General features: G+C 68.6%; 22 protein-coding genes, 2 pseudogenes and 2 riboswitches. Of the genes and pseudogenes, 10 read left to right on the top strand and 14 right to left on the bottom strand.

Annotated elements, in window-relative coordinates; translation table 11 throughout:
• Positions 1 to 63 precede the first annotated feature (63 nt).
• Complete coding sequence (gene thiE / locus OVA15_RS00720; RefSeq protein ID WP_268142441.1) at positions 64 to 771, bottom strand: thiamine phosphate synthase; 708 nt, start codon at positions 769 to 771, stop codon at positions 64 to 66.
• A 43-nt stretch (positions 772 to 814) separates the two neighbouring features.
• Positions 815 to 915: riboswitch (TPP riboswitch) on the top strand.
• On the opposite strand from thiE, the gene thiO reads away from it, so the two are divergent.
• From thiO to OVA15_RS00750, 6 genes are all read left to right on the top strand, one after another.
• Entirely contained in the window at positions 902 to 2,101 is a 1,200-nt protein-coding gene (thiO, locus tag OVA15_RS00725) for a glycine oxidase ThiO (protein WP_206391311.1), read from the top strand. Its footprint overlaps the riboswitch before it by 14 nt.
• 31 nt (positions 2,102 to 2,132) lie before the next feature.
• Positions 2,133 to 2,372 carry a sulfur carrier protein ThiS gene (gene thiS, locus OVA15_RS00730; RefSeq protein ID WP_171004215.1) on the top strand — a complete coding sequence of 80 codons (240 nt, stop codon included), beginning with the start codon at positions 2,133 to 2,135 and terminating at the stop codon, positions 2,370 to 2,372.
• On the top strand, positions 2,369 to 3,274 hold the full coding sequence (locus OVA15_RS00735; protein WP_390886417.1) for a thiazole synthase: 906 nt from the start codon (positions 2,369 to 2,371) through the stop codon (positions 3,272 to 3,274). The genes thiS and OVA15_RS00735 overlap by 4 nt, the downstream gene beginning before the upstream one ends.
• A complete protein-coding gene (moeB, locus tag OVA15_RS00740; protein WP_268142445.1) occupies positions 3,271 to 4,512 on the top strand; it encodes a molybdopterin-synthase adenylyltransferase MoeB in 1,242 nt (413 codons plus the stop codon). The genes OVA15_RS00735 and moeB overlap by 4 nt, the downstream gene beginning before the upstream one ends.
• 90 nt (positions 4,513 to 4,602) lie before the next feature.
• Entirely contained in the window at positions 4,603 to 5,067 is a 465-nt protein-coding gene (locus tag OVA15_RS00745; protein WP_137803189.1) for an ASCH domain-containing protein, read from the top strand.
• 132 nt (positions 5,068 to 5,199) lie between these two features.
• Positions 5,200 to 6,453: an ATP-binding protein gene (locus OVA15_RS00750; protein ID WP_268142448.1), complete on the top strand. Its 1,254-nt coding sequence runs from the start codon at positions 5,200 to 5,202 to the stop codon at positions 6,451 to 6,453.
• Positions 6,454 to 6,460: 7 nt separating this feature from the next.
• On the opposite strand, the gene OVA15_RS00755 is transcribed toward OVA15_RS00750, so the two are convergent.
• The 5 genes and pseudogenes from OVA15_RS00755 to OVA15_RS00775 all read right to left on the bottom strand — a co-directional run.
• Entirely contained in the window at positions 6,461 to 7,243 is a 783-nt protein-coding gene (locus OVA15_RS00755; protein ID WP_137803191.1) for an SDR family oxidoreductase, read from the bottom strand.
• A gap of 17 nt (positions 7,244 to 7,260) precedes the next feature.
• On the bottom strand, positions 7,261 to 8,805 hold the full coding sequence (locus OVA15_RS00760; protein WP_137803192.1) for an acyl-CoA reductase: 1,545 nt from the start codon (positions 8,803 to 8,805) through the stop codon (positions 7,261 to 7,263).
• A complete protein-coding gene (locus OVA15_RS00765; RefSeq protein WP_206391308.1) occupies positions 8,802 to 10,112 on the bottom strand; it encodes a LuxE/PaaK family acyltransferase in 1,311 nt (436 codons plus the stop codon). Before OVA15_RS00765 ends, OVA15_RS00760 begins: the two co-directional genes overlap by 4 nt.
• A 16-nt stretch (positions 10,113 to 10,128) precedes the next feature.
• Positions 10,129 to 11,607: a sodium:solute symporter family transporter gene (locus tag OVA15_RS00770; RefSeq protein WP_206391307.1), complete on the bottom strand. Its 1,479-nt coding sequence runs from the start codon at positions 11,605 to 11,607 to the stop codon at positions 10,129 to 10,131.
• Positions 11,598 to 11,708: riboswitch (TPP riboswitch) on the bottom strand. (Overlaps the previous gene by 10 nt.)
• A gap of 194 nt (positions 11,709 to 11,902) precedes the next feature.
• A pseudogene (locus OVA15_RS00775) lies at positions 11,903 to 12,169 on the bottom strand (sodium:solute symporter family transporter); the annotation flags it as partial.
• A gap of 337 nt (positions 12,170 to 12,506) precedes the next feature.
• On the opposite strand from OVA15_RS00775, the gene OVA15_RS00780 reads away from it, so the two are divergent.
• The 3 genes from OVA15_RS00780 (at position 12,507) to OVA15_RS00790 (ending at position 15,550) form a co-directional block, all read left to right on the top strand.
• The gene (locus tag OVA15_RS00780; protein ID WP_268142452.1) at positions 12,507 to 13,724 is read left to right on the top strand and encodes a hypothetical protein; all 1,218 of its coding nucleotides are present in this window, start codon (positions 12,507 to 12,509) and stop codon (positions 13,722 to 13,724) included.
• Between the two features lie 250 nt (positions 13,725 to 13,974).
• Complete coding sequence (locus OVA15_RS00785) at positions 13,975 to 14,277, top strand: putative quinol monooxygenase (protein WP_058871375.1); 303 nt, start codon at positions 13,975 to 13,977, stop codon at positions 14,275 to 14,277.
• Between the two features lie 142 nt (positions 14,278 to 14,419).
• Positions 14,420 to 15,550: an NAD(P)/FAD-dependent oxidoreductase gene (locus OVA15_RS00790; protein WP_268142454.1), complete on the top strand. Its 1,131-nt coding sequence runs from the start codon at positions 14,420 to 14,422 to the stop codon at positions 15,548 to 15,550.
• A gap of 507 nt (positions 15,551 to 16,057) precedes the next feature.
• On the opposite strand, the gene OVA15_RS00800 is transcribed toward OVA15_RS00790, so the two are convergent.
• Complete coding sequence (locus OVA15_RS00800; protein WP_268142456.1) at positions 16,058 to 16,447, bottom strand: heavy metal-responsive transcriptional regulator; 390 nt, start codon at positions 16,445 to 16,447, stop codon at positions 16,058 to 16,060.
• A gap of 106 nt (positions 16,448 to 16,553) precedes the next feature.
• On the opposite strand from OVA15_RS00800, the gene merA reads away from it, so the two are divergent.
• Positions 16,554 to 17,978: a mercury(II) reductase gene (merA, locus tag OVA15_RS00805; protein WP_268145549.1), complete on the top strand. Its 1,425-nt coding sequence runs from the start codon at positions 16,554 to 16,556 to the stop codon at positions 17,976 to 17,978.
• A 370-nt stretch (positions 17,979 to 18,348) separates the two neighbouring features.
• Here the strand turns inward: merA and OVA15_RS00810 are convergent, their stop codons facing one another.
• From OVA15_RS00810 to OVA15_RS00840, 7 genes and pseudogenes are all read right to left on the bottom strand, one after another.
• A complete protein-coding gene (locus tag OVA15_RS00810) occupies positions 18,349 to 19,236 on the bottom strand; it encodes a hypothetical protein (protein WP_442786714.1) in 888 nt (295 codons plus the stop codon).
• 412 nt (positions 19,237 to 19,648) lie between these two features.
• Positions 19,649 to 20,110: pseudogene (locus tag OVA15_RS13335) on the bottom strand (relaxase/mobilization nuclease domain-containing protein); the annotation flags it as partial.
• The gene (locus tag OVA15_RS00820) at positions 20,107 to 20,697 is read right to left on the bottom strand and encodes a hypothetical protein (protein ID WP_035123391.1); all 591 of its coding nucleotides are present in this window, start codon (positions 20,695 to 20,697) and stop codon (positions 20,107 to 20,109) included. The gene OVA15_RS00820 and the pseudogene OVA15_RS13335, both read right to left, overlap by 4 nt.
• Positions 20,694 to 22,115 (bottom strand): Rep family protein, encoded by a 1,422-nt coding sequence (locus tag OVA15_RS00825; RefSeq protein ID WP_326493248.1) that lies wholly within the window; start codon positions 22,113 to 22,115, stop codon positions 20,694 to 20,696. The genes OVA15_RS00820 and OVA15_RS00825 overlap by 4 nt, the downstream gene beginning before the upstream one ends.
• A 318-nt stretch (positions 22,116 to 22,433) precedes the next feature.
• Positions 22,434 to 22,682, bottom strand: coding sequence for a helix-turn-helix domain-containing protein (locus tag OVA15_RS00830; RefSeq protein WP_035123395.1), 249 nt, complete (start codon positions 22,680 to 22,682; stop codon positions 22,434 to 22,436).
• On the bottom strand, positions 22,682 to 22,894 hold the full coding sequence (locus OVA15_RS00835) for a hypothetical protein (RefSeq protein WP_053446998.1): 213 nt from the start codon (positions 22,892 to 22,894) through the stop codon (positions 22,682 to 22,684). The genes OVA15_RS00830 and OVA15_RS00835 overlap by 1 nt, the downstream gene beginning before the upstream one ends.
• Positions 22,895 to 23,076: 182 nt before the next feature.
• Positions 23,077 to 24,453 carry a recombinase family protein gene (locus tag OVA15_RS00840; RefSeq protein WP_442786742.1) on the bottom strand — a complete coding sequence of 459 codons (1,377 nt, stop codon included), beginning with the start codon at positions 24,451 to 24,453 and terminating at the stop codon, positions 23,077 to 23,079.
• Positions 24,454 to 24,476 lie beyond the last annotated feature (23 nt).

Here is a 24,476-nt window from a genome sequence, read left to right on the forward strand (position 1 = left end):
GTCCCGCCGAATGGAGGCACTGTCGCCGGAGCGAGCTGCGACTGTGCGTGGCTGGAGTCGTGACTACCGAAGGGCTGCGCGGAGGCGGCGGGCGGCGGCTTCCGGGTCGTCGGCCTGGGTGATCGCCCGGACGACGACGATCCGCTGTGCGCCGGCGTCCAGGACTTGGCGCAGACGCTGCTCGTCGATCCCGCCGATCGCGAACCACGGCTTCGCGGGGTCCTCGTTGGTGACGCGGTCTGCATGGTTGTTCTCCGCATGTGCGACGTCTTCGACGAAGCTCAGTCCGGTGGCCTTACGGCCCGGCTTCGTGGGGGTCTCCCAGATCGGCCCGGTGCAGAAGTAGTCGACGTCCGGGTCGAGCCGTGCCGCCTGGGCCTGCTCGACCGTGTGCGTCGACCGGCCGATGGCGACCTCGTCGCCCAGCAGCTTGCGGGCCTGTGCGGGGGTGAGGTCCTGCTGGCCCACATGGAAGACATCGGTGCCGATGAGGGAGGCGACGTCCGCGCGGTCGTTGACCGCGAAGAGCTTCCCGTGCGCGCGAGCCGCACGAGCGAGGATCTCCAGTGCTGCGAGTTCATCGGCGGTGCCGATCGACTTGTCGCGCAACTGGATGATGTCGACGCCGCCGGCGTACGCGGCGTGGAGGAAGCTCTCCAGATCCCCGGGGCCGGTGCGGGCATCCGTGCACAGGTAGAGGCGAGCAGTGGCGATGCGCGCGGCCCTGGCCTGCGCGCCCTCCCCAGCGGGGGCGTCTGTATGATGGCTCACGATCCACGAGTGTAGTCACGACGATGCACGCACTCGTGGAGATCGCGAACTCTGCGGGAGCCCTACGGGGCTGAGAGGGCCCCAGCGCCGACCGTCGAACCTGATGCGGATCATGCCGCCGAAGGGAAGGATGAGAGCAGTGGAACAGTCGCACCCGGATGCGCACGACTGCGATGTCGTCATCGTGGGTGCCGGCGTCATCGGCCTCTCCACGGCCTGGCGTCTGCGTGAGCGCGGACTGTCCGTCTCGATCGTCGACCCGGACCCGGGAGGAGCGGCCTCCCGTGCCGCGGCGGGGATGATCGCCCCGGCCAGTGAGGTCCAGTACCAGCAGCACGCGCTGTACCCGCTCATGCGCAAGGCCGCGGACGACTACCCGGACTTCATCGCCGGAATCGAGGCGGCCTCGGGCCACGACGTGGGCTACCGCAGGACGGAGACCCTCGTGTGCGCCGGCACCCCAGCGGACCGGCAGGGCCTGGCCGAGCTCCGCGAGCACCAGATCGCGCACGGGATGGAGGTCGACGCGCTCACGGTCCGTGAGGCGCGCGCACTGGAGCCGGCACTGTCTCCCCGGCTGGCGGGAGCGTTCCGTGCGGTGGGCGACCACCAGGTCGACCCGCGCAGGCTGGTGGCGGGTCTGATTGCGGCATTGTCGTCGCGGGAGCATCGCGCGCACGCCACGCTCGTCACGCAGGCGGCTGTCCGGCTGTGTGGCGACGGCGGGGGAGTCGAGCTGGCGGACGGCAGCCGGATCGCCTCGAGGCACACGATCCTCGCGACCGGCCTGCGCAGCGACCTCTTCTCCGGCCTGCCCGCCTCCCCGGCGGCCGTGCTGCGACCGGTGCATGGCGACATCCTCCGCGCGCGGCTGCCGGAGGGCTCCGCGCCGCTCCTCGAGCGCACGATCCGCGGCGTCGTGAACGGAGTGCCGATCTACCTGGTGCCGCGGGCCGACGGCGAGATCGTCATCGGAGCGACCTCGCGCGAGGACGACCTTGCGGGCGCGAGTGCGGGCGGTGTGTACCGACTGCTCCGCGATGCCCAGACGCTCGTCCCTGCGGTCTGCGACCTGGAACTGGTCGAGGTCATGGCCCGTGCTCGGCCGGGCACCCCGGATGACGTGCCGCTGCTGGGGCGACTGCGCGACGGCGACGGCGCGGGCGTGCCCGGCCTCATCCTCGCGACCGGTGGCTTCCGGCACGGGGTGCTCCTCGCACCGCTGCTGGCGGATGCGGCCGCGGCGCTCGTGACCGGGGACTCTCCGGGCACCGACCTCGCAGGCGTTCTGCGCGCCACCGACCCGTACCGCTTCCACACGACAGATTGACACCATGGACACCGCTCAGGAAGGACCTTCCGTGCCCACCCTCACCGTCAACGGGGCCGCGCATCCGATCGAGGATGACGCCTCACTCCTGGACCTCGTCGCCCAGACGATCGACCGACCGCTCACGGCGGACGGCACACCGGCGGACGGCGGGCGCCTGGGCGTCGCCGTCGCCCTCGACTCCGCCGTCGTGCCGCGCAGCCGCTGGCAGGGCACGCGCCTGGTCGACGGCCAGACCGTCGAGATCATCACCGCGATGCAGGGAGGCTGACGACAGTGACGATTGCGACTCAGACGACGGCGGACATCCCCACGGACACCGGGGACTCGCTCACCATCGACGGTGTCGAGCTCACCTCGCGCCTCATCACGGGCACCGGCGGGATCACCTCGCTGAGCGTCCTCGAGGAGGCGCTGCTGGCCTCCGGCACAGAGCTCACCACCGTCGCGATGCGGCGGTACTCGAAGCAGGCCGGCGACTCGCTCTTCGCCCTGCTGGAGCGCAATGACATCCGCATCCTGCCGAACACGGCCGGCTGCTACACCGCGCGCGACGCGCTGCTCACTGCTGAGCTGGGCCGCGAAGCCCTGGAGACGGACTGGGTGAAGCTCGAGGTCATCGCCGACGAGGAGACGCTCCTTCCCGATGCCGTCGAACTCATCGATGCGACGGAACGCCTGGTGGCGGAGGGCTTCAAGGTGTTCGCCTACACCTCCGACGACCCCGTGGTCGCGCAGCGTCTCGAGGAGGTGGGCGCCACCGCGGTCATGCCGCTGGGTGCCCCGATCGGCACCGGGCTGGGCATCCTCAATCCGCACAACATCGAGCTCATCGCCTCCCGCGCGCAGGTGCCGGTGATCCTCGATGCGGGGATCGGGACAGCCTCGGATGCGGCGCTCGCGATGGAGCTGGGCTGCGATGCCGTTCTCCTGGCCAGCGCGGTGACGCGCGCGCAGAACCCGGTCCTCATGGGCCGGGCGATGAAGGCCGCGGTCCAAGCGGGACGGCTGGCCGCGCAGGCGGGGCGGATACCCGCTCGCAGGCATGCGCTGGCGTCATCGCCCGCGGACGGGCTCATCGATCCGATCGCCACGGCGGGGTCGACGGGCGACGCGAGCGCGGCCGTCGGCGGGATCCCGCGCGGTGACTGGCCGGAGGTGGGGCAGCCGTGAACGCCACCGTGCAGTCGAGTGCGCTGCCTCCGCTCGTCGAGCCGGGACCGGAGCTCACGGTCGAGGAGATCGAACGCTACTCCCGCCACCTCACCCTCGAACAGGTGGGGGAGACCGGCCAGCGTAGGCTGAAGAACGCCCGCGTCCTCGTCATCGGAGCCGGGGGACTGGGAGCGCCCATCCTCCACTACCTCGCGGCCGTCGGCGTGGGGACGATCGGAATCGTCGACGACGACCGCGTGAGCGTCTCCAACCTGCAGCGGCAGGTGCTCCACGGAGTCGAGGACGTGGGCGACCTGAAGACGGAATCCGCGGCCCGGGCGATCACCCGCCTCAACCCGCTCGTCACCGTCCAGCAGCACCCGGTGCGGCTGGACGCCCAGAACGCCCGGGACATCGTCGCGGGCTACGACCTCGTCCTGGACGGAGCGGACAACTTCGGAACCCGGTACCTCGTCTCTGACGCGTGCGCGCTGGCCGGCATCCCGTGCGTCTGGGGATCGATCCTGCGGTTCGAGGGCCGTGTGAGCGTCTTCTGGTCCGGTTGCGGTCCCACGTACCGCGACCTCCATCCGGAGCCCCCACCGGCCGGCGAAGTGCCCAGCTGCGCCGAGGGCGGCGTGCTGGGCATGCTGCCGGGAACCATCGGGTCCATCATGGCCGCCGAGACCGTCAAGCTCGTCACCGGGATCGGAAAGCCGCTGCTGGGACGGCTGCTGCTCCACGATGCGCTGGCGATGACGTGGCGGGAGCTGCGCGTGGTCGCGGATCCGGCGGCGCCGCCTGTCACCGAGGTCTCCGACGGCGTCACGCGTGCGGACGGGCATGGTGTGTGCGAGCGGGGTTCCGGCGCGGCGGCGCAGTCGGGAGCGGGACCGGACGCGGCAGGGGCGACGGTTGAGGCACGCGAGCTGGCAGCGATGCTCGATCGTCGCGCTGCAGGCAGCGCGGAGTTCGCCCTTGTCGACGTGCGCGAGGAGTGGGAACGTCGCCTCGTGAGTATCCCGGGCGCGGTTCCCGTCGCCCTCGACGCGCTGCTCGAGCAGGGGATCGAGGCGCTGCCAGTCGAGGCCCGTGGAGTGCCAGTAGTCCTGCACTGCAAGGCGGGAGGTCGCTCGGAGCGTGCGCTCGCGCGGCTCCAGCCCGACTTCGCGAACCGGGAGGAGACGGTGCGGCACCTGGACGGAGGTGTCCTCGCGTGGGTGCGCGACGTCGCACCGCACCTGCCGGAGTACTGAGGGCAGCCGAGTACTGAGCGCTGGCAGGGTGCGCCGGGCCGGTCTGCGCGCCGAGTCCTGGCGGCGCACGACTGTCAGTAGTCTGGCGGAATGCACACGGACTCAGCCATCGACAGGTTCTGGCGGGAGTGCCGTGCGCACCTCCCCGCGTTGCCCGCGGAGACTCCGGAGGCGTGGGCGTTCGGGGCCACCCCGGAGCATGCCGACGGACTCGTGGAGCTCGTGCTGGTGGGCACCAAGAGGGCCACGGCCTCGTCGATGTGGGACTGCGAGCACGTTGGCGAAGCCATCCCGGTACCGGGCGAACTCAGCATCATCCTGGATGGGCGGGACACGCCGCGGGCCCTGATCGAGACGATGACCGTCGACGTCGTTCCCTTCGACGAGGTCACAGCGGACCATGCCTGTGCGGAGGGCGAAGGCGACAGGACGCTAGCTGCCTGGCGCGACATTCACGAGCGCTTCTGGCGTGATCACTCGGAGGACCCACGCGGCTTCGATCCTCAGATGCCGGTCGTCTGCGAGACCTTCCGCGTGCTGTACTCGGTGTGCTGAGACGGTCCAGTTTCACTGCCGCGAACGCCGCGGCAGATTGCCGACTGAGATGTCGGCAGATTGCCGACTGTTGCCTTGGCAGATTGTCGAGTCAACCCTCGGCAGATTGCTGACTGATGGTATCGTCTTATCATGATCGATCAGATTGATCGCAGGCTCCTGCCCGCTATTCGGCAGCGCATCACTGAAACTCCGGTACTGCTTCTGGAGGGGCCCCGGAGCGTGGGGAAGTCGACCTTGCTGACCGAGGTCGCGGCAGCCACCCCGCACGCGCGCGTGTTCGACTTCGACGATGACGCAGTCCTTGAGCTGTCGCGGCACAGTCCCTCGCTCATCACCGATGAGCAATTGCCCGTCTTCCTCGACGAGTATCAGCGGATGCCCTCCATCCTGCAGTCGATCAAGACTCGGTTGAACTCGGAGGCGCGGGCAGGAATGTTCGTACTCGCTGGATCTGCGAGTTATGACTCGTTGCCCTCCGGTACGCAAGCGCTGACCGGGCGGATCCAAAGACTGCCCGTGCTGCCATTGAGCCAGACCGAGATCGACGGCACTGGGAACAGGTTCATCGAGCGGGCATTCGACGGCGACATCGCCCGTACGGCCGATGCGGCTGCAGCGAACCGATTGGAGTACATCGACCGCATCTCTCGCGGGGGCATGCCACTGGCGCTCGCCCAGTCCGGGGATGCTGCGCGCGGCCGCTGGTTCGCTGGGCGCGTGAGTCAATCTCTGCGGCGCGATGCGGGTCAGTTACGAAGGCTCGAGCGTTCTGCAACGCTGCCGAAGCTGCTGACCGCTATGGCCGGGCAGACGGCTGGGGTTCTGAACATCTCGAAGGTGAGCGCGACGTTGGAGATCTCTCGAAGCACCGTGTCGTCCTACCTGGAGCTGCTGGAAGCGCTGTTCCTCATCAGCTCTCTCCCTGCGTGGGGGACGACCGTCTCATCACGAAGTGTTGCGGCACCGAAGATACACGTCGTGGACTCGGGAATCGGTGCACACCTGTTGCGGCTGAGCAGGCCCAAGCTCGAACGAGGCGACCCCTCAGCGCTGACTGAGTTCGGCCACCTCGCAGAGTCCTTCGTCGTGCAGGAGATCATCCGCCAGACAACCTGGATGGATGACGTCATCACTGCGGGACACTGGCGCACCCGGGACGGTGACGAGGTCGATCTCGTGCTCGAGCGCCAGGATGGCGCGGTGCTGGGAATTGAGGTCAAAGCGGGCGACCATATCGATTCGAAACAACTGTCCGGCTTGCGCAAGCTTCGGGACCGTCTGGGCGCCGCGTTTGTCGGAGGCATCGCCTTTCACCTCGGCAGCAGAGGGTATCCGGTGGAGGACCGGATCCACAGTCTCCCGGTCGAGCGGCTGTGGGTATGAAGCTGCGTCACCGCATGACGAGGCCGCCGTCGACGAACAGGCACGCGCCGGTCACGAAGCCCAGCCAGTCGGAGGCGAACGCGAGCACGGCACCGGCGACGTCCTCGGGCTCCGCCAGCCTGCGCAGCGGGGTGGCCGCCTCGAGCGAGTCCCGCAGGTGGTCATCCGTCCCACTCGCTGCGCCGGTCGACGGCACCAGGCCGGGTGCCACGCAGTTGACCGTCACGCCCAGTGGACCCAGTTCCGCGCTCATCGCCCGCGACCAGCCCAACAGTGCAGATTTCGCCGTCACGTAGTCCGGGTACGGGACGCCCGGTCGCTCGATGAGGTCGGAGAGCACGGACACGATGCGCCCGCGCCCGTGCCCCGTGAGGTCAAGCAGCGCGGCCTGCGTGACCGCGTGCGCGGCACCCACCGCCGCGTTCACCTGCGCGGTGTAGTCCTCGACACTCAGATTCCACGCGGCACGCCGTCCCCGGGGATCGAACTGGAATCCGGCCAGCGCATTGTGGACCACGATGTCGATGGGCCCCAGCTGCTCTCGGGTCTCTTCGACCAGTCGCCTCGCCGCGGCCGGATCCGTCACGTCCGCAGCGATCACGATCCCGCGACCGCTTGCCGCCTCGACATCCGCGACGACCTGCTGGGCGGACTCCGTGTCGCGCAGGCAGTTGATCGCGACATCCGCTCCGTGCTGCGCCAGCCCGCGAGCGATCGTCGCGCCGATTCCTCGGCCCGAGCCGGTCACGAGCGCCGTCCGCCCCTCCAGCATCCGGCTGGTTCCCAGCATCCCGTCTCCTGTCTGTCTCATGCGCCGGACCGGTCGTCCGGGTCGTAGAGCTCGAGCTCCGCATCGACAGACGGCTCGAGGTCCGTCCATGTCACCAGGTCGCCCAGGCCAGGGCGCCCGTCGTGGTGCCAGCCGGCCGCCGGTGCTCCCATCCGTCCCAGCGCGGCCACCCGGTCCACGCCCGAGGCCGCCAGCACCTCTGCGAACTCCTCCGCCCTGGCCGGTGCGGTGGCCAGGCCTGCCGACTGCACGATGCGTGTCACCCCAGCCAAGCTGCGACCGATCGCTGACGGTTCGGTCACAGGGATCAGGCGCACGAAACGTCCCAGCGGGGACGCCTGGAACGGTGAGTTGACAGTCTCGACCGAGACAGCCCAGGGAGAGTCGTCGCCGGCAGTGAACAGCGACTGTGCTTCGTCGTCCCACGTGGAGAACTCCGTGTCCTCGCGCGCACTCGTCCACGCAGCGGCCTCCTCGAGCGTGAGCGGTGCGCGCGGATTCCGGCGTTCGATCGCAGCGAGCTCCGTCGCGACAGCCGCGGCGAACACGTCGATCGGGACTCCCTGGTCCGGGACATCTGTCGGCACAGGTGCCGACTGCACGACCGTTGCAGGCGGAGACGTCACCGGCGGGCGGTCCTCGTGCGGGCTGACCGTCTCCACGTATGCGACGTGAGGGGAGAGGCAGGCCTGCTGGTCGTAGTGGGCGATGTCCCGGGCGAGCCTGCGGGCGGTCTCCTGGAAGTGGTCGGTGCGCAGGGCCTCGGCGGCGAGGACCGCGACGCTCACGGTCGCGCCGTGCTCGATGAGCCGCACGCGCGCGGGCACGCGGGTGCGCAGGTCCGCGAGTGCAGCCCGCGAACCCGTGGCGACGACGGCATCCGATCCTGCGAACGCGGCGGTCTCGATCGCGTCGTCCCCACCGGGCCAGGGCAGGATGGCGAGGCAGGAGGCGAGGTCGGCATCGACCTCGGCGAGGGACCGGGCGAAGAGCGAGGCGAACAGCGGCTCGCCTGAGGCGGGCTTGCCCAGAGATGCGGACTTCACGAGCAGTCCGCAGACCAGATCCCAGGCGGGCAGCCCGGGGACATTGCCCGCGAAGATCTGTGTGAGAACGGCGGGGCCCCGAGCGCGCCGGCGGCCACCGGCAGGAGAAGGGCGGAAGCCGTCGAGGACGCCCGGATCCGGGAAGTCCTGCGCCAGGAACCGCAGCAGCCGATCGCGGCGGAACGTCGTGAGGTAGTCGCGCAGGGTGCGGCGCACATGCAGGGGCGCGTACCCGGTGAGGCGGGGGAGCGCGTCCTCCGCCGTGCGCCGCAGGGAGAAGTCCGGGTTCGCCCACAGTGCCTGGACGCGGCCCAGCGCGTCGACGATATCGAGCACAGGACGGTTGGCCAGGTGAGTTTGCTGGGCATCTCGCAGTCGCTCGGTGAGAGTGGTGACGAGCGCCGGGGTGGGTTCCGGCGCCTGCAGCGCGACGCCTCCGCGCGTGGATGTCGTCCACGTGAGGGCACTGTGCTCCGCGTCTGTGAGCTGCGGGAGGAAGGAGACGTCGAGGGTCATGGGCGGGAGGGCGGGGCGACTGGTGCGCGATTGGCGCTGAGGACCTCATCGAGTGCGAGCGAGCATCCGCGGGCCTCTGCCCCTGCGGCTCGGCCGCGCAGGACCACGTCCGCAGTTCCCAGTCCTGGTGAGGTGTGGGCGCGGGCTGTCGGATCGGAGCCGACCGCCCAGCCGATGTCGTCGGACAGGACGGCCAGGCAGGAGCTCGCGTTTGCCAGGTCCAGGTGCAGCAGCAGGCCCGACTCGCCGTGGGGGACTGGCGCGCGTGTCAGCGGATCGACCACGACCAGGCGCGCCCAGTGGGGGACGACCTTCGCGTGCTCGCCCGGGGCGTCGTCGCCGGCCGGGGCCGTCGTGGCGGCTGTGGACGCGTCGGAGTCCGTCGCGGGGGTGGCGTGCGCTCGGTCTGCCGGACCTGTGCCCAGAGGAGTGCGGTCGTAGTACTGCGTGCTGATCTCCGTCATGCCGTAGTAGTTCGCACAGTGATCCTCCGGCACACCCAGCCGCACACGGAACGCCAGGCGCAGGTCTTCGGCTGTCACGTCGCGCGACTTCCCCTTGAAGCCGCCGGTGTCCAGGACACGGGAGCGTGCAGGGAGCTGGAACGTCCTGTCCGCGTCGGCCATCGCGTCGAGGAGGTGGACGAAGGAGAACGACGTGCCCAGGACTGCCAACGGCTCGCCGGTGTCCTGGGCGTGCGCGAAGGCCTTCAGAGCTGCGTCGACGTCGAGCCCGTCCTCGCTCACGAGGTGGAGGCTGTCGGGAGTGCCCCGATGATCGACGAGGGTGGAGAAGAAGTGCGCGATCGACGAATGCGGCGACTGCTCGCGCGGTGCGTTGAGAACGACGATGCGCATCCGGTCGCGGCCCGCGGATGCGTCGCTCGAGTGACTGGTTTGCTCCGGCAGGAACCGGTCGCAGAAGGCGCGCAGGAGCGAGGCGTCGTAGAGCGCCAGGTGCCGGTGGTGGTTGCGGCCTCGGCTGGCGGGATCGGTGCTGCCGGAGGTCATGAAGACAGCGGCGGCATCCTTCTCTGGGACGGTCGTGAGCGTGAGGCGCTTGAACGCGGTCAGTGGCACAGCGGGGATCTCGCTCCAGTGTCGCAGCCGGTCGGGTGTGGCCTTCCGGCTGCGGCAGTACCGCTGGTACGCGGGGTTGGCCTCGAATTGATGGGCGAAGAGCCGCAGCGCCAGCGCGTCGAACGTGGCGGGATCAGGCTCCTCGGACTGGATGAAGGCGAGGATGTCCGCATCGAGTGTTGAGAGATCTGCAGTGTCGTGGCTCGTGGAGTACGAGGCTGTCGTCATCGTGGAATCCTCTCGTTCAGCGATCGAGCAGGCCCGCTGCGGCGGGCGCGGTCGCGCGCGTGTCGCCTTGTGCCGGAGAGGCGGGTCGGGTGAGGAGGCTCAGCACCAGCGTGACGAGCCCCGAGCCCAGGAGTGCTGCGGCGAATGGCCCCAGCGTCAGCCCGTCCGCGAACGTCGTGACCGCCAGGGCATGACCGGGATCGAACCCGGTGACGACCAGCCCGTACCCGGCGGCGGACACGAGGCCCGCGACCGCGCCGGTCAGCGCACCCGTCCGCGTCGTGCGGCTCCACAGCCCCAGGAGGACTGGCACCAGGGTCGCGGCGCAGAAGAGGTCCGCGATGAGGAAGAGCCGCAGGACGGAGAACCCCTGGAAGGCGATCGCTGCGGGGATGAGCGTCGCGATGACTGTGAGGACGCGTGCCCCCGTGACTCCCAGTCGTGGCGCGCGCACGGCGATCGCGGCAGCGATGCCATTCTGCAGCGTGTCCGCGGTTGAGGCGATGAGGGTGAGCGTGAGCACGAGGATCGCCAGGAGCAGCCACGTGGGCCCGCCCGCCACGAGCGCGAAGAACGGTGCCGGGGGAGACCCGGGATCCAGACCCAGGACTGCCGCGACGATGCCCACACACCCGGCCGCGACGACGATGGGGAAGCGGGTGAGCGATCCCAGGACGGCGCCGCGGCGCAGTGCGGTGAGGTCGCGGGCGGCCCACACGCGCTGCCAGTAGCCGTTGTGGAACAGCGTCGTCGCGGTGACCGCGATGGCGACGGTGACACCAGCCTCGATGCCGGTCCAGTCGACGGTGAGGAATGCGGAGGCGGGCAGGGCAGGGGTGCTGGCCCCGGCCTCGGCGGTGGTCAGGGGTGCGGTCTCCAGCAGGCCCAGGCCGCGCAGGGCCAGCCAGCCCCCGATGACGATGACGAGAGCGAAGAGCAGCCACGACTGCCAGCGGTCCGTGCCGATCGAGGCGCGCAGCCCGCCCACCGCGGTGTAGGCGGCGGTGACGGCCGCGACCGCGATGATGCCGATCCGGGGATCCAGGTCGGAGATGCGGCCCAGCACGCTGCTGACGGCGGTCAGCTCGGCCGCCAGCGCCGTGAACATGTAGAGCATCGAGATGAGCAGGACGTAGCCCCGCATGCCGGGACCGAAACGGAGGCGGACGAACTGGGCGAGGTCGTAGCCCTCCGGCAGCAGACGGCGCAGGCGGCCACCCACCAGCAGGAGGCCCACGAGCGGCAGGACGACGCCCACCCCGTAGCCCACGGCGGCGGCGATCCCGCCGGTGGCGCCGACCTCGGGGGCGGAGAAGAGCATCCAGGAGCCCACGCCCGAGGCGAAGAACGACAGGCCCAGGGCCGCGCCGGACTGGGTGCCGCGGGCAACGGCGAATTCCTCGACGGATCGGTCCGCGCCCGTGCGCAGGCCCACCACGAAGAAGCTCGCCAGGGTGAGGGTGAGAATGAGTGCTGTGACAGTGGTGCTGAGCATCGACGTGTCCCTTCGCCGGCATTACCCGGACAGGTTCGTGCGGTCGACGGCCAGTCAGCCGTCCTCTCAGCCCGGTTCACCGAGCTCCCGCGTCTGTTGTTCGCCGTCGACTCTAGCCCATGGGGTGGGGACGTGGTTTATCAGGCACGATCGGGCGTCGATCGTGCACGGGCGCGGCTGGCCGCTGTCAGCGGTAGACCTCGCGACGGTGACCAATGGCGAGCACCATGCGCTGCGCGACAACCCGGTCGAGCTTGCGCAACGACTTGAGGGCCGACTGCGAATACGTGATCTCGTATTGCACGCCGTTGAAGGAGCTCTCGAAGAAGACGCCGCCGGCGACCATGCCGGAGGAGATGTAGAGGGTGAAGAACACGAGGATGATGACGCTCAAGACGATGCGCAGCAGGCGCGAGCGGTCGCGCAGACGGTTCTCGAAGAAGCTGGGCACGGTGATCGAGTTGCGCGACACCTCCGTGCACGCGCGCAGCCGCGGCGCGACGATGAGCCAGTTGAGGTACGCACCCAGCGTCAGTCCCACGGCGATCCAGCTCGCCGATAAGGTCACGCCCTCGTGGATCGTGTCCCACAATCTCCCGCTCGACGACGCCCCGGACGCCTACGCACACTTCGACGCCCGCGATGACGGGTGGACTAAAGTGGTGCTCAACCCCACCTCCTCCTAAGACTGACGCGGGACGTGGAGGCTCGAGTGTCCACTCAAGGAATGGGGTAGCAAGAGAACTTCAAGGCCGCCGGTCTGCTTGTGCTCTCGCCTGACATGAACCGCGGTTGCTTCCCTGGTGCCTGAAATCAGCTGAAGCACTCTAGGGTGAGGAATCGAGACTCTGAGAAGCCGGTAGGAGCACGCGAACTGACAACGCGGAAGGAGTCGACTTTTGACGACTCACAAGAGTGAACCCATCGGGACGACGCAAAACCCGACGGGGGAGGTAGTGGTCGGGGTGGTGGCTGATCCGGTCGCCACCACCCTGTCAGTCGCGAAGCATCTCGAACGAGAACTGCCTGGCCTACTCGCCGAGCAGCTCTCTGACGGTCGCTGGAGAGTGGACGTGCACCGAGAGAGGCTGCCTCCCAGTGACGAGAAGCGGTTTGAGATGATGGACCTGGCAGTCGAGCGTAAGCGGGAACATGGCTGGGACATCGCAGTATGCGTGACCGACCTCCCACTGATGATCGACCGGCGCCCCGTCGTCGCTGACGCCGACCACAGTCGGAACGTGGCGGTGGTTTCACTGCCGGCCTTCGGGGCCATGAGCCTACGAAGGCGAGTGTCAGAGGTGGTGACACAGCTCATTGGGGACATGCGCGGCGGGACCATTCCGAAGGACGGGTCCCAGGCGCATCGGCGGTCACGGGTCCCGGCTCTGGGCGGCGCCTTCGAGAGGACGACCCCAGACCAAGACGGGGTCGACGTCCGTATCTTCGCGAACCGCGGGCGTCTGCGGCTGCTCGTGGGAATGGTCCGGGATAATCGCCCGTGGCGGCTGGTCTCCGGTCTCCGAGGGGCGTTGGTGGGAGCGTTCGCGTTCAGCGCGTTCTATCTGTTGAATGCCACGCTGTGGGAACTCGCACTCACCATGGCAGCGTGGCAGCTGGTCGCCGTCGTCGTTGCCTCAATTACGGTGATGATCACTTGGCTCATCGTCTATCACCACCTCTGGGAACGAGCCAAAGATCTGCCGCCGCAGGAACGTGAGCGAACGGTGCTGTTCAACGCGTCGACTGTCTTGACCCTCGCTATTGGGCTGACGTGCGGCTATGCGGGGCTGTTCGTCCTGAACCTGACTGCCGCGCTGATCGTTTTCACTCCGGAGGTGTTCAGCCAGTACGCCGGAGACGGATACGGACTGGGCGAGTATCTCCTGGTGACCCTGTTCGCGACCGCCGCTGCGACGATCGCGGGTGCGATTGGGTCTGGCTTCGAAAGTGAAGAGTCGGTGCTCGAGGCCGCCTATAGCTACCGGGAGCGCGCACGGCGCGAGGCGCGGCGCCGCTCACGCGGCGCAAAGAACAATGACAGCGCGGTCCACGACGCGGCGCAGAACGACGACACATCTCGTGCAGAGGACTCCGATGCAGGTCCGGACCACTGAGGAGGCAATAGGTCGGCGGTGGATGGTGGGGCTGAGATTCTTGGCGTACGTAAGCCCTGCCCGAATGAATGCCCGCTGAGGGATCCCTCAACGAGCTACTGCTTTCGTTTTCGGTACGATATAGGAGCGATCACCATAGCCATAGTGAATCGGCCCAGGTTCTCTGCCGCTCGCCGGAGGACCTGCCGGCGTTCTCCGAGGCGATCGTGTCCCAAATTGCGGGCACCACAACAAAGGAAGAGGAGACATCATGAGTGTGACCAAGGGATTGCTGGTCAGGTTTGACGCGTTGCCCGGCAAGGAGGACGACGTGAAGGAGTTCCTTGACAGCGGCCGTGCGCTTGTTGAGGAGGAGCCGGCGACCACCGCGTGGTTCGCGATCCGCCTCGGGCCCTCCTCCTTCGGGATCTTCGACGTGTTCCCCGATGACGCCGGACGTGACGCTCACCTGTCCGGCCCTGTTGCGGCAGCTCTCGGCGAGCAGACCGGTGCGTTGTTCTCCGAACCGACGATCGAGAAGCTCGACGTGTTGGGCTCCAAACTTCCCGCCTGACACCACAGACCGGGAGTACTGACCCCGACATGAGGGGTCGTTGCGCGCGGTGGCTTCGGCCTGACACAGCTCGTTGACGTCGTGGCAGCGGCTCCTTAATCTTGTGGCCTATCGCACATCCCTAACAGATCGAGGAACCGCGATGACAGGAACTGACGACGACGTTGCCCCGACGCGTTCACCCGAGGTAGCAGTGATCGGGGGCGGGATCGTCGGTCTGTCGACGGCGTACGCGCTGCGGGAGCAGGGCGTGCCGGTGCGCTTGTACGAGGCCGGTCTGCCTGGAACGGGTCAGTCCGCGGGCGAGTCGCGGATCTTCCGGCATGCCCACGACGACCCGCGACTCGTCGCTTTCGCGCGCGAAAGCCGCGGCATATGGGATGAGTGGGCCGAACACTTCGACGTCGAGCTGGTCTCATCAGACGGTGTCGTGGCGATCGGCGACAGCGCCCTGGCGCGGCTGCGGGTGCTCGACGAGGTCGGCGGCGTGGAAGCGCACGAGATCGATGCAGTCGAGCTCGCCCAGCGAATGCCGCTGCTCGCTGGGTACTCGGGGCCAGCGATGCTCGACGAGTCGGGCGGCGCGATCCGCACCCGCGCCGCGATCACGGCACTCGCGGGTGCCCTCGGAGATGCCGTCACCACCGCAGAGGTCATCTCCATCGATCCCCGCGCCGATGGGACGGTCGAGGTGCGCAGCGTCGCCGACCGGGCTGTCTACTCCAAGGTGGTCGTGTGCGCCGGCCGCGAAACCGCCCGCCTGGCCCGCAGCGTCGGCCTGTCGTTGCCGGTTCGCCTTGCCGCACACGTCCGGCTGACCTTCGACGTGAAAGACGCCGCCCCGGCACGAGTCGCGTGCCTGCAGGACAGCAGCGGCGTCTTCGGCGAAGTCGGCGTGTACGCGACGCCGCTACCGGGCAACAGCAGCTATTCGGTCGGACTCAGCGACACCGTCGGCGTCCGCGACGACGGAACGTTCATCGACCCTGCGGCGATTCGATCGCTGGACGAACGCGCGCGCAAATACGTGACACGGGCGCTGCCCGGTCTCCACCCAGAGCCGCGCGACTTTCTTCACTGCTGGGTGACCGACCTCCCATGGAGCGAGGACGGCGTGGCCGTGTGGGAGACAGACTCTGTCCTTTTTGTGGCCGGTCACAATCTGTTCAAGCAGGCACCTGCGCTGGGTCGCGCTCTTGCCCGGGCTGCGACCGGCGGCGGTCTCGCCGCCGACCTCACGCCCGCCGCTCGCCTCGGCGAAGCCCAGCGATAGTTCGCCTGACCCCAGAACGGACGCACTCAATGGGTAAACGTTTCCTCGTCGAGGACAACGGCACCCCGCCCTGGGTCAACCCAAAAGTCGCGGCTGGACAGCAGTCACCGGCTCAACCACCTCGTCATGGGGTGTCTTCATCGTGAGGATCGGTACTCGGAGGTGCCGCAGCGGGATCCGTCACTGCGGGATCAGCTCGCGGTGCGACCCGGCGCGGGATGATGAAACCGCGTCGCAGTGCGGGGTTCGCACCTAGCCGTTAGGTTGTGAATCGGCCCATCCCGGGTCGATGTCCGGTGCGGCTGCCCCTGACATCGACCTGGGAATAGTTGACACGTCCACCAGGTTGACGGGGGCATGAAGGCATTCGGATTCCTCAGCTTCGGTCACTACGGCTCCGGGCGCGGCCCCGGCGATCCCGACGCGCGTCAGGTCCTCCACGACGCCGTCGAGATCGCCGAGGGCGCCGACGAGATGGGCGTCAACGGCGCGTACTTCCGCGTCCCTCTACAGGTACCGGCAGACCTGGTCTGGGCTGCATGTGTCGGGGTCCGGGTGCGCGGCGTCGTGCCGGAGGTCGGCGATGGTGCCGTGCAGGCCGGTGAGCTGGGCGATCTGCTGCTCGATCTCGGCCAGGCGCGCGTCGAGGAGGTCTCGCACGTGCTCGCAGGGCGCGTGGCCGCTGTCGCGGATGTCGAGGATTTGGCGGATCTGGGCGAGGGTGAGGCCTGCGGCCTGGCCACGGTGAACGAAGTCGATCCGGGCGACGGCGTCGGGCGCGTAGTCGCGGTACCCGGATGGCGTCCGGTCGGCCGGGGGCAGCAGTCCCTGCTCTTCGTAGAACCGGAGCGTCTTCGAGGTGGTGCCCGCGCGTTCGGCGAGTTCTCCGATGCGCATTGCGGCCTCCGATCATTCGGCAGGGGCCACGCTTGGCCTTCCCCTGCACTGGAAGGTCCAGTATGGCTGAAACGGAACAGAAGTCCAAGCCTTGACGGGAGCAGCGATGCCTACGAAGTACGATCTCGCCATCATCGGATCGGGCGGCGGAGCGTTCGCCGCCGCGATTCGCGCGACCATGCTCGGGAAGTCGGTGGTGATGATCGAGCGTGGCACGCTCGGCGGCACCTGCGTGAACACGGGCTGCGTGCCGTCGAAGGCCCTCATCGCCGCCGCCGATGCACGGCACGTCGCCGCCGACGCCGCCGACCGGTTCCCGGGGATCGCGACGACGGCAGGCCCAGTGGACATGCCCGCGCTGATCGCCGGGAAGCAGGCGTTGGTCGAGACGATGCGGGGCGAGAAGTACGCCGACGTCGCCGATTCATACGGGTGGCACGTCCGGCGGGGAGACGCCGGGTTCGCGGGCACCCCGGACGCGCCGGTGTTGGATGTCACCGCCGCAGACGGAGCGGTCGAGACGATCGAGGCCGAGCACTACCTGGTCGCCACCGGTGCGCGGCCGTGGGCTCCGCCGATCGACGGCCTGGACGAGGCCGGGTACCTGACCTCGACCACGGCGATGGACCTGACCGAGGTCCCCGAGTCGATGCTGGTGCTCGGCGGCGGCTACGTTGCCCTGGAGCAGGCGCAGCTGTTCGCCCGCCTCGGCTCCCAGGTCACCGTGCTGGTGCGGTCCCGGCTCGCGTCGAAGGAGGAGCCGGAGGTGTCCCGGACACTGCAGGAGGTGTTCGCCGACGAGGGCATCCGGGTGGTCCGCCGCGCGGTGCCGACCCGGGTGTCCCGGGACGCGGCGACCGGGCAGGTCGTGGTTACCGCGGACGTGTCCGGCGGCTCGCAGGAGTTCCGCGCCGACCAGGTGCTCGTCGCCCTCGGACGCCGTCCCGTCACCGACGGCTTGAACCTCGATGCGGTCGGGGTGAAGACCGGGGACTCCGGCGAGGTGGTCGTCTCCGACCATCTGCAGTCGTCGAACCCGCGGATCTGGGCCGCGGGCGACGTGACCGGGCACCCGGAGTTCGTCTACGTCGCGGCCCACCACGGCACCCTCGTTGCCGAGAACGCGTTCGCCGACGCCGACCGGTCCGTCGACTACTCCCATCTGCCGCGGGTGACGTTCACCGGACCGGCGATCGGCGCGGTCGGGATGACCGAGAAGGAGGTCGTCGCCGCGGGGATCCGCTGCGACTGCCGCGTGCTGCCCCTGGAGTATGTGCCCCGGGCGGTGATCAACCGCGACACCCGCGGGTTCATCAAGATCGTCGTGAACGCCGATACGAGCGAGATCCTCGGCCTCACCGCCGTCGCCAAGGACGCCGGGGAACTCGCCGCCGCAGGCGTCCACGTGCTCGGCAAGACCATCGCCGAAGTCGCCGACGCCTGGGCCCCCTACCTGACCATGACCGAAGGCATCCGGATCGCCGCGAAGTCCTTCACCACCGACCCGTCACTGCTCTCGTGCTGCGCATGAACGGCAACGCATGCAATCGGGGAGATCTCATCCGGAAGAGGTGCAGACGATGAGCGCCGATCACGACCGCGACGAACGGCGCGCCGGTCCCATCGTCGCCGCAGGGACCGGGCTGCTCCTACTGGCATGCTGCGCGCTTCCGTTGCTGCTCTGCTGCGGCCTGCCGCTCATCGCGGCGGGCGGAGCACTCGCAGGCGTCGGAGGGCTCCTCGGCAATCCCTGGATCATCGGTGCCGGGATCGCCGTCGCGATGGCCGTCACGGCCGGGATGCTCGTCAGGCTACGGCGGCGGCACCGAGGCCGCAGGACTGGCTGCTGCGAAAATCCTTCGACTGCTGATCGGAACCGGTAGCTCGATCGGATCCAGCCATCACCGCCAACGGGGCCACCTCGGCATCCCGCGGCCCTTCCAGGTCTCCACGAGACCGGCGACCCAGCGGACGGACGCGAAGAGTCCGTAGCCGGCCCCGGCGAGGCCCATGGAGACCACGAGCCAGCGACCGATCCCGAGCCACACGCTCCCGTCCACGTCGAGGGCCCACTGAGCGCCCGTGATAAGCCCGGCGACGGCCATCCAAACACCCGCGACGATCACTGCGACCGGCAGCAGCGCGAGGCACATCGACGCGGCGACAGACCAAAGCTGACGGGCCTCCAGCTTCGCCGTTGTGGCGATGATCTTTTCGGCCCGCTCGTTCGCGGCGTCAATCTTGGCTGTTGCCACGGCCCCGGCGTCGGCAGCGGCCCTCTCGATCGACTGCACAGCCTGATCCCGGGCCGTGCTGATCGCACTCGTCGCCTCGGCGCTGGCTTGGGTGATCGACTCCCGCCAGGCCTTCTGCGCACCGTTCGCGGCCCGCTCGAACTTAGCCCGGCTCTCATCGAGATGCTTGGCGGCAGCCTCGGACTTAGAGGCTGAGCCCTTCAGACTCTCCCCGTTGAGGTTCACGCTCATACCCGCGAGAGTGGACGCGATTCCGGCGAGCAGTTCGCTGTTCTCGTTCGACTCCGGCGGCGGCGACGTTGAGGTCAGCTGATGCGAGATCGCGGAGAGCTGCTTCTCCTGCTCCTCGCTGTCCACCTTCACGAACCCCGCGAGCTTCTTCTGCTGCTCGGTCAGCGTGGCGATCCTCGTATTCTGCGCCTCGACGGCGGCGAGGATCGAGGTCAACAGCTCCAGCGTCTCCGGACTGCCGAGCGGTTGCGGCGACTGCACGGGCCCGTTCTGCTGCTTCAGCCTGTCGAGTGCTGCGCTCATGTTCCTGCTCCTTCTGCTGCTGGTGGTAGTCGAAGAACGCCTGCGCGCCCTCCGGGGTGAAGTCCGCCGAGAGTGCGCTCGTGCGCTTGCGGCGCTCGGCACGCCCGGACTCGCCGCGGCGGTCCTCGATGTAGAGCGTCCAGGTCTCCTGCCCGGCGCGTTTGCCCTTCTTGCTGACGGGGCTGTGCAGCCGCATCCGTGGCACCCGATCCCCGTCATTACCGAGCTGCTGGTTCTGCTCCTCGATCACCGAGACCAGACCGGCCTTGTCCACCGCGCGGGGATCGGCCAGCGCCGCACTCATCCGGTCGCCCATCTCGCGGTCGAGCGACCCCTCGGCGAAGTCTTCGCGGCGCAGCTCCCAGTCCTTCGGCGCGTGCTCCAGCCGCTTCACGACCGAGAGCCCGTGCTCACGCATCAGCTCGTCGTTCGCCGACTGCACGCCCTTCTGATTCCCGGCCTTGCGGTCGTGGAACGTGCGATAGTCCGAGAGCGCCTTTCCCGTGCGGTTGTTGTGATTGAGAACCAAAATATGGTTGTGCGGCTTCTTTCCCCGCCCATCCACATGACTGACGACGAGGCAGTCGGAATCCGGGTGCATCTTCTTGGCGAGCTGGTAGCCCAGGTCGTTCACCCGCTGCACGTGTTCGGGGTTCTTCGGGTCGAACTCCTCGTCGCTGAACGACTGGCGGTAGTGCAGCGCCTCGACCTCGCGCGTCGTGTTCTGCGTGAGCGCCCGAGCGCGCGCCGAGAACGCGCCGGGGCCTCCCGGCACATCGCACGTGATCGCGACGCCCCGCTCGTCCTCCTTGCCCCGGATATAGCGCTCCGTGTCGGCGGCGCTGGCGCTCGGGCTGTAGTGCGTCGTGCTCATGACGCCGTCCGATCACCGAGCAGGGCGCGGACCTCGCGCAGCAGCTCGATCAGCTCGGGCACCTCCGACGACAGCGCCACCGCCTCACCGGCACGTGCTCGGTGGTCCAGGTCGTTGACGTTGATCGCCAGCGGGCGGATCTGCGCGGCCAGCTCGCGCGCGTCCGCCGACACCTGCGCGCGCGCCTCGACGCCGAGCAGGTGCGCGGCCACGGCGGCGTCCAGCTCCTCGCTCCGAGAGGCGTGGAGGGCATCGCGCACGACGGCCCGCACCCACGTGCTCGGAGCCAGCCCGAGCCGCTTCGCACGAGTGCGAAGCGCCGCGAGCGTGGCCTCTCCGAAGTCGGTATCGAGCTTCGCGCGGCCCCCACGACGACGCTTCGCGCCGCCGTGACTCTGCCGCACAGCCTCCGCATCAGCCCGACCCGTGTTCACCTGGGAGTCGGTCTGCTGCTCCACCTGTACGCCAGAGTGGCAAGCAGTAGGCATGTCGGACACATCGCTGACGCTCGTGTCCTCCATGCCTGCTTGCGAGGGGCCTCCGGCCCCCTCGACCCCCTGGAAGAGCGCGTCCAGTTCGGTGCTCATGCGGCACCTCCGATCAGTGCCAGCGGCACGTCCGGACTCCGCACGGCGAGCCCGCTCAGCAGCTCCGCGACCGCGCCGTCCGCGTCGTGGTCGGCCGAGGTCTCCGGACCGTAGGTCAGTTCCCGCGACCCGGCGTTCCGGTGGTACGCGTTCCCGTACATGCCGGGCGTGTGCGCGGCGGCCGGAACGCTGCACTGATGCCACTCGTAGGGCTCGATCCTTCCGATGTGCTGCACGAGGTAGCGGTTGATCTCGTCGGCACGGTAGACCTTCACGACCGAGGCCAGGCGGCGGATGAACTGGTCCAGCGCCTCGTCCACGTTGCCCTTCTGACGGGCGTAGTAGAAGAACTCGACGGGCTCGATCGTCGCCGTGATGACGATGAGACGCGGGGCCACCTCGCCCTTGTTCTTATAGCGCGCCTTCGCCGGGGAGGCGTTGTACGGATCGAGCAGCAGCAGCCAGTCGTTCGCGTCCATCGCCGAGGCGCGCAGATCGTCGAGCACCAGCACTTCCTCCCCGCGCCAGTCATCGAGGGGGTTCCCCGTGGCGGCCCGGTAGACCTGCCACCGCTCGCCGTGGGCGTTCGCCGCGTTGATCGCCTCGGTGATGAAGTCCGTGGCGAACCGGGTCTTGCCGATACCGGCATCCCCGTGCACGAATACCACGTGCGTCGAGAACTCACCGGCGCGGAGCTTCGCCGCCGCCCGGTACGCGCGGCGTTGACCGTAGGCGGACAGGGCATCGTCGATCTCCCGCTGATGCCGCGAGTAGATGTCGAACAGTTCATCGGTAAGCATGATCTGATCGCGCGTGATCTCGCCCTGGAGCACGCGCTCGCGCATGTCCTCGAAGTTCTCGGCGACGACCTTCTTCTTCACGTGGGCGCGACCCTTGAGCCACGTCTCCCGGCGCTGGGCGTCGATGCCGAGGTAGTCCGGCCCGCGCACCGTGGCGACCTCCGAAGGCGCGTACTGGTGCTTGTCCGCGTACTTCACGTGCGTCAGGTACGAGAGCATGTTGTCGAAGGCGTACCGCCCGCGACCGGGCTTCTCGACGTACTGCGGTTCGACGCCGATGCCAAACGCGAGCCGATCCAGAGGCGCGCTCTTCGCGCGGCTGGCGAACTTGATCACCGCGTGCAGGTGATCCGGCTTCGGCTCGACCACGAGGGTCTTCTCGGTGTCGCTCCAGACCTCGCGCTCGTCCTTGTCGTGCACGATGCCGTAGGCCTCGACGACCTCACAGCCGATCGCCTCGAGCCGCTGCACCACGTAGGCGAGGACCGCCCCGGCTCCCTGCTGGAGCAGCGCGGCCCCGTTCGCGTCCTCGGCGGCCCAGGTCCAGTACGACGGATCGAGGTACTGCGTGAGCCCGATGCTCGTCGGGTTGTTCTCCTGCTCAGCCACGGCGACCACCGCCCAGGACGTCGGAAGGAGCGTGCGGCGCCTTAAATGACCCCCTATTGACCCCCAAATGATCCTGCGGGGTCACGCGGTGGAGCGAAGGCGAAACCGGCAGCTGACCAGGCATGTTGTTGCATGGCGCGGCAATCGACAAGCCCTTGCCGCGCCCGTAGGAACGGATGAGGCTTCCAGAACTCTTGGAGTGCGGAGCACGGATGAGGACGGGCATCACGACGACGGGCAGCCCGCCTCCGGCGGATGCCAGGCCAGGCCCATCGGTCGGGCTGGTCAGGTCAGCGGGAGCGGTGGCGCTGGTGCGTTCGGCGGCGTTCATCGGGCACCACCCTTGCGGTAACGCTTGATGACGGCCTGATGCGTGACGCCGAGGGCGTCGCCGATCTTGGCCCAGGTCACCCCGTCGGCGCGGGCATCGGCGACGGCCATCTCGACGGCCTCCTCCAGCACGGAGCGGAGCACGCCGAGGTCGTAGAGGTGCGCTTCGCTGTCGGCGAGGGTGGGGTCGCCCACACGCCAGCGGAAGCCGTTCACGTGGGCGAAGGCGGCGGAGTTGGCGCTCATCAGCGATCACCACCCATCACGGCGGCGACCGCGGCCCGCTGGCGCGGAGTCAGCGGCGTGCGGGCCAGGCGCTCACCAGCTCGGCGACCGGCGGCGAGGGCGGCAGCGATGACGGGATCGAGCCCATCAGCCTGCGGATCGGGGGTCGAATCCTGGTCGAGCCCAGGGCAGTCCAGCGCAGATGCGCGGGGAGCGTCGATAACGACAGACATCGGAAGTCCTCAAACATGAGTGTGCTTCCGGTTCCCCGCCACGGTAATTGGGCTGTTTGACCGGCTACTCATCCGGGAGTAGTACCGCCAGCTTCAAAGTCTGGCCCCCGGTGGGATCTTCTTGTCTGCAACCATTCTCCCACGAGTCGACTCACCAGTCCACTGACGAGTCGACTCGCGTGTCAGTCGCGACGCGGCTCTATACGAATGAGGTCGGGGTCGAACTTCACGTGACCGGGCGCGATGGGCTCGATGGTCACCGTCACCAGCTCGTCCACGAGCATCCGGCGGCGGTCCACGTCCAACGTCTTCCACTTCGCCTCGACCACCTCGCGGCGCTCCGCGGTGCCGACCGGCTCGTCCACGTCCGCGAGCAACTTCGCCGCCACCGACACCGAACGGTCGAGCAGCTCCGCGTCGATCTCATCGATGCGGGCCTTCACGTCGTTGATCGCCGCCGTGATCTCCAGGACCGGCTGATGGATGTCACGCAGCAGCGGGCTCAGCTCCTTCACCCGCTCGACCAGGGCGTTCCGCTCCGTCAGCAACTCCTCGTGATCTGGCCCATCGTCCTCCTGCGGCATCACGAGGTTGTGCACATCCACCGAGGACAAGCGGGTGAGCACCGCCTCGGTCACCATCGCATCGACGGGCTCGCGCTGGCGGGTGAGATGGAACTGCTCGCCGCAGCGGTACGTCGGCTGCTTGCGACTGTTCGTCCCGGAGACGAGCGTCGCGCCGCACTTCCCGCACAGCCCGATCGTGGACAGAAGGTACTTCGGCTGGTTACCCTGCCTCGCCGACCTTCGCACGTTGTCCTCCAGCTTCGCCACCGCGGCCCGCCACGTTTGCTCGCCGACGATGGGCGGGAACGCGTCGCCCTGCACCGGGTACAGCTCGCCCGACGCGTAGTGCTTGATGTAGCCAGCGTAGAGCGGGTTCGCCAGGAGGTAGCGCACGGCATCGACGGAGAACTCCGACCCGCGGGCGGTGAGATGACCGGCACCGTTCAGATCCTCGCGGATTCGCCGGATCGACAGCGACGGCTCGCCGAGGAACGCGGCGAAGGCCCGCCGGACGGCGTCGGCCTCCTCCGGGATCAGCTCGCCCTCTCGCGTCCACCCGAACGCCTTCCAGGCGCTCGTCGGGATGCCCTCGAAGCGTCGGCGCTCGTTCGACCTGATCTGACGCTCCGCCTTACGCCTGGCCTCGAACCGGGCCAGTGCCGCGAGCATCGTCGCTCGGAACTCACCGTCGGCCGTCGAGAGGTCGATCTCGCCGTCCACGGTGACGACCCGCAGCCCCAGGTCAATCAAGGTGTTGAGGTCCTTCGTGCTGCGCAGCAGCCGGTCCATGTCCACAGCGACCACCATCGAGAAGCGGCCCGCGCGGGCGTCGTCCAGCATCTCGGCCCAGCGGGTGCCAGCGCGGCGCTTCTTCGTCGCCGACACGGCGTTGTCCTCGTAGACCTCGACGACGTTCCAGTCCTTGGCCTCGGCCAGCGCCCTGATCTTCCTCAGCTGCGTATCGACCGTCCAGCGGTCGCCCTTGCGGTCCATGGAGGCGCGGACGTACGCGGCCA

This window comes from Kocuria sp. SL71, assembly GCF_026672465.1.
GTDB lineage: Bacteria > Actinomycetota > Actinomycetes > Actinomycetales > Micrococcaceae > Kocuria > Kocuria palustris.

Excerpts from the sequence above, each read along its gene's own strand:
- OVA15_RS00760 (WP_137803192.1), bottom strand. The coding sequence starts at position 8,805 with ATGACCCTCGACGTCTCCTTCCTCCCGCAGCTCACAGACGCGGAGCAC.
- merA (WP_268145549.1), top strand. The coding sequence starts at position 16,554 with ATGCCTACGAAGTACGATCTCGCCATCATCGGATCGGGCGGCGGAGCG.
- OVA15_RS00800 (WP_268142456.1), bottom strand. The coding sequence starts at position 16,447 with ATGCGCATCGGAGAACTCGCCGAACGCGCGGGCACCACCTCGAAGACG.
- OVA15_RS00770 (WP_206391307.1), bottom strand. The coding sequence starts at position 11,607 with ATGCTCAGCACCACTGTCACAGCACTCATTCTCACCCTCACCCTGGCG.
- OVA15_RS00820 (WP_035123391.1), bottom strand. The coding sequence starts at position 20,697 with ATGAGCACCGAACTGGACGCGCTCTTCCAGGGGGTCGAGGGGGCCGGA.
- OVA15_RS00745 (WP_137803189.1), top strand. The coding sequence starts at position 4,603 with ATGCACACGGACTCAGCCATCGACAGGTTCTGGCGGGAGTGCCGTGCG.
- OVA15_RS00785 (WP_058871375.1), top strand. The coding sequence starts at position 13,975 with ATGAGTGTGACCAAGGGATTGCTGGTCAGGTTTGACGCGTTGCCCGGC.
- OVA15_RS00755 (WP_137803191.1), bottom strand. The coding sequence starts at position 7,243 with ATGCTGGGAACCAGCCGGATGCTGGAGGGGCGGACGGCGCTCGTGACC.
- OVA15_RS00810 (WP_442786714.1), bottom strand. The coding sequence starts at position 19,236 with ATGAGCGCAGCACTCGACAGGCTGAAGCAGCAGAACGGGCCCGTGCAG.
- OVA15_RS00840 (WP_442786742.1), bottom strand. The coding sequence starts at position 24,453 with ATGGACCGCAAGGGCGACCGCTGGACGGTCGATACGCAGCTGAGGAAG.
- OVA15_RS00835 (WP_053446998.1), bottom strand. The coding sequence starts at position 22,894 with ATGTCTGTCGTTATCGACGCTCCCCGCGCATCTGCGCTGGACTGCCCT.
- OVA15_RS00830 (WP_035123395.1), bottom strand. The coding sequence starts at position 22,682 with ATGAGCGCCAACTCCGCCGCCTTCGCCCACGTGAACGGCTTCCGCTGG.
- thiO (WP_206391311.1), top strand. The coding sequence starts at position 902 with ATGAGAGCAGTGGAACAGTCGCACCCGGATGCGCACGACTGCGATGTC.
- OVA15_RS00790 (WP_268142454.1), top strand. The coding sequence starts at position 14,420 with ATGACAGGAACTGACGACGACGTTGCCCCGACGCGTTCACCCGAGGTA.
- OVA15_RS00765 (WP_206391308.1), bottom strand. The coding sequence starts at position 10,112 with ATGACGACAGCCTCGTACTCCACGAGCCACGACACTGCAGATCTCTCA.
- OVA15_RS00750 (WP_268142448.1), top strand. The coding sequence starts at position 5,200 with ATGATCGATCAGATTGATCGCAGGCTCCTGCCCGCTATTCGGCAGCGC.